The following is a 6,468-nucleotide window of genomic DNA, read 5'->3' as shown; positions in this document are numbered from 1 at the left end:
ACACCAGGGGAAAAGAAAAAAACACGTCAAAAAACATCCCCGCTCCCACATGAACTTTAACTTCGTACTGGCCGCCAGCGGTCCAAGCCGATGACCGACAACCCAATCACCACAAACCCCACCAATATCCCCCCGGCATTGATCAGCACCTGTGGATAACCCAACACGGCCACATCAATGAACGGATACGCATACGCGCCGAGCAAATGCCCGCGCAGCAAGGCGTAGATGAAATACACCAGCGGATAAATCAGCCACACCGGCAGATGCCACCAGCGCAATGTGCCCTTGGGCACGCACAACCACCAATAGCCCAGAAACAGCAGCGGCATTACGTCGTGCAGCAATTCATCGGCGAGAAACTGCCAACCTTCCGGGTGCCACAAATGCCGCAGCAACACGCTGTAGGCCAAGCCAACCACGGCAATGCTCACAGCAATCCCGCTACTGACCCACGGCTGCAAGAACCAGCGGCGTGCAGCGGATTCACGATGAGTCACGGCACAAGTCAGCACCGTCGCCACCAGCGTGTTGGTCAAAATCGTGAAGTAGCTGAAAAAACTCACCAATCCGCCCAACAGGCTGGCACCGACGCTCAAACGTGCGAAGAAAATCAGATAGAGCTGAATCCCCAACCCCGCCCAGCCCAATACTGCAGCGCAGGTGATCAGGCGTCGCCGCCATACGGCGTCCATCTCAAAGCGGTCGCTTGGTGCGCATCAACTTCACGTACAAACGCTCGACCTTCTCCCGCGCCCACGGAGTTTTGCGCAGAAACGTCAGGCTCGACTTGATGCTCGGATCGCTCTTGAAGCAACGAATATCGATGCGCTCGGCCAGCCCCGACCATTCGTAATGGCTCACCAGTGCATTGAGGATCTGTTCAAGGGTGACGCCGTGCAGCGGATCGGGGGTTTGTTCGTTCATGCCAGGCCTTTGGGCGAAGTGAAAATGCGGAAGCCGCGCACCTTAGCCGAGGGGGTGATCGGGTGGAAGGCCTACCTTAAAATGTAGGCCAACCTGAGAAGATCGCAGGCCACGACCCGGCCCACAATGCGCCCGTTTGCCGCACTGTTACCGATTGCGAAATGCTGCATGTCTGCAAAAGGCCTTTGTCTTTTTGTAACAGATCATTATCCTGCCGCCCTTCCGCTGAATCGCTTCACTGCCTGCGACATATTGAAGCGCTCAGCTCGCACTCGAAAAACATCAAAAAAAGACTTAGCCATGCCCGATTTTTCCTTCTCCCGAGACAGCGCTATCTCCACCCTGCGCACCCTTGGCGGCTGCACCGTCCTCGGCCTCGCCACTTGCGCACAAGCGGCTCCCGCGTTCGACAGCGAATCACCGTACATGCTCGGTGACTGGAACGGCACGCGCACCGAACTCTCGGAACAAGGCTACGACTTCAAGCTCGATTACACCGGCGAAATGGGCAGCAACCTGCACGGCGGTTACGACCATGACCGCACCGCGCGTTACAGCGATCAGTTCGGTCTGGGCACGCACCTCGATCTGCAAAAGATCCTCGGCTGGGACGATGCCGAGTTTCAACTGACCATCACCAAGCGCAGCGGCAACAACATCAGCAACGATCGCATCAACGATCCGCGCGTTGGCGGCTTCACTTCCGCCCAGGAAGTCTGGGGCCGTGGCCAGACCACGCGCCTGACGCAGATGTGGTATCAGCAGAAATTCTTCGATCAGAAACTCGACATCAAGGTCGGGCGTTTCGGCGAAGGCGAAGACTTCAACAGCTTCCCGTGCGACTTCCAGAACCTGGCGTTCTGCGGCTCGCAGGTCGGCAACTGGGTCGGTGGCATCTGGTACAACTGGCCGGTCAGCCAATGGGCGCTGCGCGTCAAATATCACCTGACCCCAGAGCTGTACGCGCAGGTCGGCGCCTATGAGCAGAACCCGTCGAACCTCGACCGTGGCAACGGCTTCAAGCTGAGCGGCAGCGGCACCCAGGGCGCGATCCTGCCGATCGAACTGGTGTGGACACCGAAGCTCAATGGTCTGCCGGGCGAATACCGCGCCGGTTATTACTACAGCAACGCCAAGGCCACCGACGCTTATAAAGATCAGAACGGCCAACCGGCAGCCCTCAGCGGCGAGGCCTACCGCAGTGCGTCGAGCAAACATGGCGTGTGGCTGGGCATCCAGCAGCAGATCACCAGCGTTGCCAGCGACAACAATCGCGGCCTGAGCGTGTTCGCCAACGGCACGATGCACGACAAGAAAACCAACGCGATCGACAACTACGTGCAGGCCGGCATCACCTACAAAGGCCCGTTCGACGCGCGCGCCAAGGATGACATCGGTTTCGCCCTCGCCCGCGTACACGTCAACCCGGCCTTCCGCAAAAACGCCGAGGCCAGCAATCAGGCCCACGCGGTTTACGACTACGACGATCCGTCGTTCCTGCCGCCGCAAGACACCGAATACAGCGCCGAGCTGTACTACGGCGTGCACGTGACCAACTGGCTGACCGTACGCCCGAACCTGCAATACATCCGCCACCCCGGTGGCGTGAATGACGTCGACGACGCCCTGATCGGCGGGATCAAGATCCAGTCTTCGTTCTAAAGAACCACATACCTGTGGGAGCTGCCTGCCAGCTTCCACAGGGGGATTCATGAAATTCGTTAGCTAGACAAGTTTTTATCTGAACCATGCCCGCGCCCAATCGTCATCTACAGTGACTACAGCGCGGGACTACATAAAACGTCACGGAGAATCACACTATGAGCACCGAAAGTGCTTCGAGTCGGGGCCGTTTGCTACCGAGCCTGCTCGGCATTCTGCTTCTACTGATGGGCCTGGCCATGCTGGCCGGGGGAATCAAGCTGAGCATGCTCGGCGGCTCGTTGTATTACCTGCTGGCCGGTATCGGCATTGCGCTGAGCGGCATCCTGTTGCTGATGCGCCGTCGCGCAGCATTGGGCGTGTACGCCATCGTGCTGTTCGCCAGCACTGTCTGGGCACTGTGGGAAGTCGGTCTGGACTGGTGGCAACTAGTGCCGCGTCTGGCCATGCTGTTCGCGCTGGGTCTGGTGATGTTGCTGCCATGGTTCCGCCGCCCGCTGCTGCTCAACGGTCCAGCCCCGATGGGCACCGGCGCCCTGAGCGTGGCCGTGGTTCTGGCCGGCCTCACTGCACTGGCCAGCCAATTCACCAACCCGGGTGAAATCAAAGGCCAACTGGATCGCGACAGCGTCGACGGCATGACCAACACTGCCCCGGCCATGCCGGACGGTGACTGGAATTCCTACGGCCGCAGCGCCCACGGTGACCGTTACTCGCCACTGGCCCAGATCACTCCGGCCAACGTGAGCAAACTGGTGCCAGCGTGGACCTACCGCACTGGCGACATCCCGGGGCCGAACGATCCGGGCGAAACCACTGCTGAAAACACCCCGCTGAAAGTCAACGGCATGCTCTACGTGTGCACGCCGCACAGCCAGGTGATTGCCCTTGATCCGGATTCGGGCAAGGAAATCTGGCGTTTCGATCCGAAGCTGAGCACGCAGAACGCGGCCAACTTCAAAGGCTGGGCGCACATGACCTGCCGTGGCGTGACTTACCACGACGACGCCGTCTACGCCTCCGAGCAGAGCCCGACCGGTTCGGCCAGCCCGGCCCCGGCCAGCGCTTGCCCGCGCCGCATCTTCCTGCCAACCGCCGACACCCGTCTGATCGCCCTGAACGCCGACACCGGCAAAATGTGCGAAGACTTCGGCGACAAAGGCCAGGTTGACCTGTCTGCCAACATCGGCGGCTTCAACGCCGGTGGCTACTACTCGACTTCGCCTCCAGCGGTCACCAAAGACTTGGTGGTGATTGGTGGCCACGTCACCGACAACGTTTCCACCGACGAGCCGAGCGGCGTGATCCGCGCGTTCGACGTACACACCGGCAAACTGGTGTGGAACTGGGACAGCGGCAACCCGGACGACACCGCGCCGATTGCCGAAGGCAAGACCTACACCCGCAACTCGCCCAACATGTGGTCGATGTTCGCGGTCGACGAAAAACTCGGCATGCTTTACCTGCCGATGGGCAACCAGACCCCGGACCAGTTCGGTGGCGCGCGTACCCCTGAATCGGAATTGCACGCAGCCGGCCTGACCGCGCTGGACATCGCCACCGGTAAAGTGCGCTGGAACTTCCAGTTCACCCACCATGACCTGTGGGACATGGACGTCGGCGGTCAACCGACCGTGATGGACATCAAAACCGCTGACGGCGTGAAGCCTGCGGTATTGGCGTCGACCAAGCAGGGCAGCATCTACGTACTGGATCGCAGCACCGGCAAGGCCATCGTGCCAATCAACGAGATTCCGGTGCCGCAAGGCGCAGTGGAAGGCGACCACACTTCGCCGACCCAACCGAAATCCGACCTCAACTTCATGCCGCCGCCACTCAAAGAACGCGACATGTGGGGCGTAACCCCATTCGACCAGATGCTCTGCCGGATCGACTTCAAGTCCCTGCGCTATGACGGCCCATTCACCCCGCCATCGCTGCAAGGCTCGATCGTTTATCCAGGCAACTTCGGCGTGTTTGACTGGGGCGGCATCTCGGTCGACCCGGTTCGCCAGATCGCCTTCGTCAACCCAAGCTACATGGCGTTCCGTTCGAAACTGATCCCGGCCGCCGAAATCGCCAAGCAAGGTCCACGCGTCAGCGAAACCGAAGGCGTCCAGCCAAACAAAGGCGCGCCATACGGCGTAGTCCTCGAGGCTCTGTTGTCGCCAATGGGCCTGCCGTGCCAGGCGCCAGCGTGGGGTTATGTTGCAGCGGTCGACCTGACCACCAGCAAAACCATCTGGATGCACAAGAACGGCACCGTGCGTGACAGCTCGCCGGTTCCGATCCCGCTGAGCATGGGCGTACCTAGCCTGGGCGGCACCTTCACCACTGCCGGCGGCGTCGCGTTCCTGAGCGGCACCCTCGACCAGTACCTGCGTGCTTACGACGTGAAAAACGGCAAGCAACTGTGGGAAGGCCGCCTGCCAGCAGGCGCGCAAACCACACCGATGACCTACACCGGCAAGGACGGCAAGCAATACGTGCTCGTTGTTGCAGGCGGTCACGGCTCGCTGGGCACCAAGCAAGGTGACTATGTGATTGCGTACAAACTGTCGGAATAAGTTTTACCGGTAGTTGCAGAAGGCGATGTCTCGAGAGGGACATCGCCTTTTTTGTGCACGCCGATTTTCGAATCTGCTGGAGAAGCCTGCTGGAGCGAGCTTGCTCGCGAAGGCGTCAGCACATTCAACATTAATGGTGCCTGATATACCGCTTTCGCGAGCAAGCTCGCTCCCACAGGTTGAGATGCGTGATCTGTGGGAAATTTGCCCGTCCTACAGATGCTGACGATTGCGCGGAGTTTTCCGACAGGTCGCGTCGGTTGTGCCTCGGAAATCAGGTGGATAGGCTCGGGGGGTCGCTGCAAATTCAGCGAACGGGCGTCGCGGCCCGAGCAGTTCATTCGATTTGATGCATAATCGCCGACCCAAACAGGAGCGCTCAGGTGCTGGTTGTTTGGTTTGATGGTGGCTGTGCGCGGGATACCTTCGGGTATGCCGAGATTGCCGAATGGCTCGGTCCGCGAACCTGCGTACAGCTGCCACCCTCTGTCGCGTCGCGGTGATTGAGAGTGACAGCCCCACTTATCATTCGGAGCTTCACCATGATCAAACCAACACCCAATCCGCCCGAAATCGACGACACCACCCCCTACGAATTTCCCGGCTCAAAGAAACTCCACGACGCCGCCGAACGCGCTCTCGACCACTACCTCAAACCCAACGCCTTAACCCTGCGCTTCCACAAACCCAGCACCCTGTTCCAGGTCACCCCGAACCAGGACAATGAAACCCTGTTGGCCCACGCCTGCGAATCCCTCGCCTCCGCCAGCATCATGACCAGCGATATCGCGGCTTACGTCGACCCACCGCAGCGCCACACCATCCTGGCGATCCAGCAAATCATCATGCTCGCCGAACTCGCGGTGAACCAAGTGCTGGATAACGTCGAAACCCGCCAGCCCCAGCACTGAACCTCGAGGGAACGAGCCTGCTCGCGAAGGCTTCTGCACCTTCAACATTGAGGGTGCCTGACACACCGCATTCGCGAGCAAGCTCGCTCCCACAATTAAAATGGGGAAATCAGTTAAAGAATGGTCGGCCCGAATGCCGCTGTCGCCAGCAGGGCTAACTCCCACCAGTAAATCGAGTGCATTCAGTCAGAGACTGGTCGGCCCAAAGGCCGCCATCGCTGGCAAGCCAGCTCACAGTCTCGATTTGCAAACACCGCATGCGGCAAAGCCGCCCCACTCAAAACAATGAGCGCAAGCTCGAGTACTGCTTTTGATCTTGATCCACGGGCGACGTCGGAAGGCTGAGTGGAGGGATTGATCCGGGGGTGGGAGCGCAGCGACCGTTTGGCGCAGCCAAACAC

Annotated in this window: 5 protein-coding genes; 3 read left to right on the top strand and 2 right to left on the bottom strand. The window is 59.9% G+C overall.

Annotation, left to right across the window (positions count from 1 at the left end; translation table 11 throughout):
- Positions 1-56: 56 nt before the first annotated feature.
- Positions 57-695, bottom strand: a complete 639-nt coding sequence (locus tag ACQ4OE_RS13770; RefSeq protein WP_430946939.1) for a Pr6Pr family membrane protein — start codon at positions 693-695, stop codon at positions 57-59.
- Between the two features lies 1 nt (position 696).
- On the bottom strand, positions 697-927 hold the full coding sequence (locus tag ACQ4OE_RS13765) for a VF530 family DNA-binding protein (RefSeq protein ID WP_007916799.1): 231 nt from the start codon (positions 925-927) through the stop codon (positions 697-699).
- Between the two features lie 300 nt (positions 928-1,227).
- Here ACQ4OE_RS13765 and ACQ4OE_RS13760 point away from each other — a divergent pair, with 300 nt between their 5' ends.
- The 3 genes from ACQ4OE_RS13760 (at position 1,228) to ACQ4OE_RS13750 (ending at position 6,067) form a co-directional block, all read left to right on the top strand.
- A complete protein-coding gene (locus tag ACQ4OE_RS13760; protein WP_430946938.1) occupies positions 1,228-2,589 on the top strand; it encodes a carbohydrate porin in 1,362 nt (453 codons plus the stop codon).
- 158 nt (positions 2,590-2,747) lie between these two features.
- Entirely contained in the window at positions 2,748-5,156 is a 2,409-nt protein-coding gene (locus ACQ4OE_RS13755; RefSeq protein ID WP_122589931.1) for a glucose/quinate/shikimate family membrane-bound PQQ-dependent dehydrogenase, read from the top strand.
- Positions 5,157-5,698: 542 nt separating this feature from the next.
- Positions 5,699-6,067 carry a DUF6124 family protein gene (locus ACQ4OE_RS13750; protein WP_158960974.1) on the top strand — a complete coding sequence of 123 codons (369 nt, stop codon included), beginning with the start codon at positions 5,699-5,701 and terminating at the stop codon, positions 6,065-6,067.
- The last annotated feature ends 401 nt before the right edge of the window (positions 6,068-6,468 follow it).

Origin of the sequence: Pseudomonas sp. WC2, assembly GCF_050586545.1 — a bacterium.
Classification (GTDB): Bacteria; Pseudomonadota; Gammaproteobacteria; order Pseudomonadales; family Pseudomonadaceae; genus Aquipseudomonas.
This window is presented reverse-complemented; position numbering and strand designations above follow the sequence as displayed.

Bases quoted from the DNA above. Each gene is read 5' to 3' on its own strand.
- ACQ4OE_RS13770 (WP_430946939.1), bottom strand. From the start codon at position 695: ATGGACGCCGTATGGCGGCGACGCCTGATCACCTGCGCTGCAGTATTG.
- ACQ4OE_RS13765 (WP_007916799.1), bottom strand. From the start codon at position 927: ATGAACGAACAAACCCCCGATCCGCTGCACGGCGTCACCCTTGAACAG.
- ACQ4OE_RS13760 (WP_430946938.1), top strand. From the start codon at position 1,228: ATGCCCGATTTTTCCTTCTCCCGAGACAGCGCTATCTCCACCCTGCGC.
- ACQ4OE_RS13755 (WP_122589931.1), top strand. From the start codon at position 2,748: ATGAGCACCGAAAGTGCTTCGAGTCGGGGCCGTTTGCTACCGAGCCTG.
- ACQ4OE_RS13750 (WP_158960974.1), top strand. From the start codon at position 5,699: ATGATCAAACCAACACCCAATCCGCCCGAAATCGACGACACCACCCCC.